We start from the raw sequence: 2029 nt of genomic DNA, 5'->3' as shown, positions 1-2029 counted from the left end.
ACCACAAGAGGATGCCGCTGCTATCTGGGCTATTTTCGACGACTACTGCGAAGAAGATATTTTTTTAGTTTTTAATTACGAACCACGTTGTCCGTTAGTATTTTTGAAGCTTCTTTTAGTTTTCCTTGTTCGTATAAAGCTGCTAAATCTTTCAAAGGAGTTTTTAAGGGAGCTTCATAATTGATGTAATCTTGAAAAGTTACTCCATCAACTACTCTAGTGTTGAATGCCGCTCTAAATCGGGCGCCACCACCATTAACTTGATAATTGTAAGCTAAATAATCAATTTTATGAGTGGCTTTATTGATCCAATAGTGGTACTCGTCATCAAAATCTTTTCCACCGCCGTTTTGACCAAAGGTTACTTTAATCACATCATAACGCATCCCTTTTATTATCGTTTCCTCAATAAACTCTTTGTTTACAGATGCATCCTGTAATTTGTAAGGTAGTGTAGCGAAATAAATAACGGAGTTTAATGATTCGCCGTATTTTGCAGCCTCTTCTTGACTTAAATTTAGCTTTTTTGAGTTGATGAATCGACTAAAATCATTGTTGATCAGTACATCTTTTACTAGTGAATCCCCTTTTTGTACTTCACATGAATATTCGTAATTGTTGCCGTCATTTTTAAAACGGTATTTTTTATCTCTAAAAGTAAATGAATAATCGGCTTTACCGTATAAAGCACCACCATGCGCTTCAATCGCAAGATTTACAATCGAATCTGCTTTTGTAATTGGTTTTTCCGTCGGTCCAGCTTTGTCTTCTAAAGTAGTATTAGCATCTTTTTTAGTTTGACATGAAACAATAAATAGTGCACAAGTGGCTAAAAGTAGGAGTTGTTTTTTCATTTTATAAAATTATTAGTTTTTAAAACAAGTCCAAGCGAATTGCGGTAGTTTATAAAATAATTAACGCAGTTTAGGGCAACCGGCATCAGTAGCCTGTCTGTTTTGGGTTAGAAATGAATGTGTAAATGCTTTATGGTGCGTGTTTTATCATAGTGGCGCTTAATCAATCTAAAACACTATTAGTTTGAGAAGTATTTTATACTTTTGCACTTTAATTCCAATAATTAGGGAATTGAAGAACTTTGAATATGAAAAAGAAAGTAGAAATTCTTGCTCCCGCTAAAAATTTAGTACAAGGAATTGCCGCGATCAACGCTGGTGCGGATGCGGTTTATATTGGAGCACCTTTGTTTGGTGCCCGTACTAATGCTACAAACTCTGTTGAGGATATTGCCGAAATGGTAAAATATGCTCACTTGTTTAAAGCACAGGTTTTTGTTGTAATCAACACCATTTTGTATGACAATGAATTGGAGCCTTGCCGAAAATTAATTCATCAATTGTATGCCATTGGAGTCGATGCATTAATTGTGCAAGATATGGCAATAATGGAAATGGATTTACCACCAATTGTTATTCATGCCAGCACCCAGGCGAATAATCGCGAACCAAATCACGTCAAGTTTTTAAAGGATATTGGAATGCAGCGTGTAGTACTTGCAAGAGAGCTAAACCTTGATCAAGTAAGAGATATCGCCGCTGCTACTGATGTAGAATTAGAGTTTTTTGTTTCTGGTGCACTTTGTGTTTCCTTTAGCGGGAACTGCTACATGAGTATTGCAGGTGGAGAACGCAGTGCCAACCGTGGATCATGTGCTCAAAACTGCCGTTTACCTTATAATTTGATTGATGGAAACGGAACCACTTTGCTGACCGAAAGCCATTTACTTTCCATAAAAGATTTAGATTTAAGTAATCAACTGCCTAGTTTAATCGAAGCAGGAATTACTTCCTTTAAAATCGAAGGACGCTTAAAAGACATTGTTTACGTAAAAAACAACACTTCGTTTCTACGCAAAAAATTAGATGCTTTTCTAGAAAACAATGATAGTTTCCAAAAAGCATCGTCAGGAAGAACGTTTTATAACTTTGAACCTGAAATGGACCGAAGTTTTAACCGCGGATACACCGATTATTTCGTTAATCAACGAAAAGAAAAAATAGGGAATTGGGAA

The 2029-nt window shown here is 35.9% G+C and carries 2 protein-coding genes; one reads left to right on the top strand and one right to left on the bottom strand.

Translation table 11 applies throughout. The features are described 5' to 3' along the window. Positions 1-71: 71 nt before the first annotated feature. A complete protein-coding gene (locus tag P8M54_RS13820; protein WP_300288543.1) occupies positions 72-854 on the bottom strand; it encodes a DUF6503 family protein in 783 nt (260 codons plus the stop codon). Between the two features lie 248 nt (positions 855-1102). Between P8M54_RS13820 and P8M54_RS13815 the strand changes: the two genes are divergently transcribed. Further along, positions 1103-2029: peptidase U32 family protein (locus tag P8M54_RS13815; RefSeq protein WP_300288541.1), on the top strand; the 927-nt coding region annotated here is incomplete at its 3' end.

The organism is Flavobacterium sp. (genome assembly GCF_029242675.1).
Taxonomy (GTDB): domain Bacteria; phylum Bacteroidota; class Bacteroidia; order Flavobacteriales; family Flavobacteriaceae; genus Flavobacterium.
Note: the sequence above shows the minus strand (reverse complement) of the source record. Positions and strands in the feature narration are given on the sequence as shown.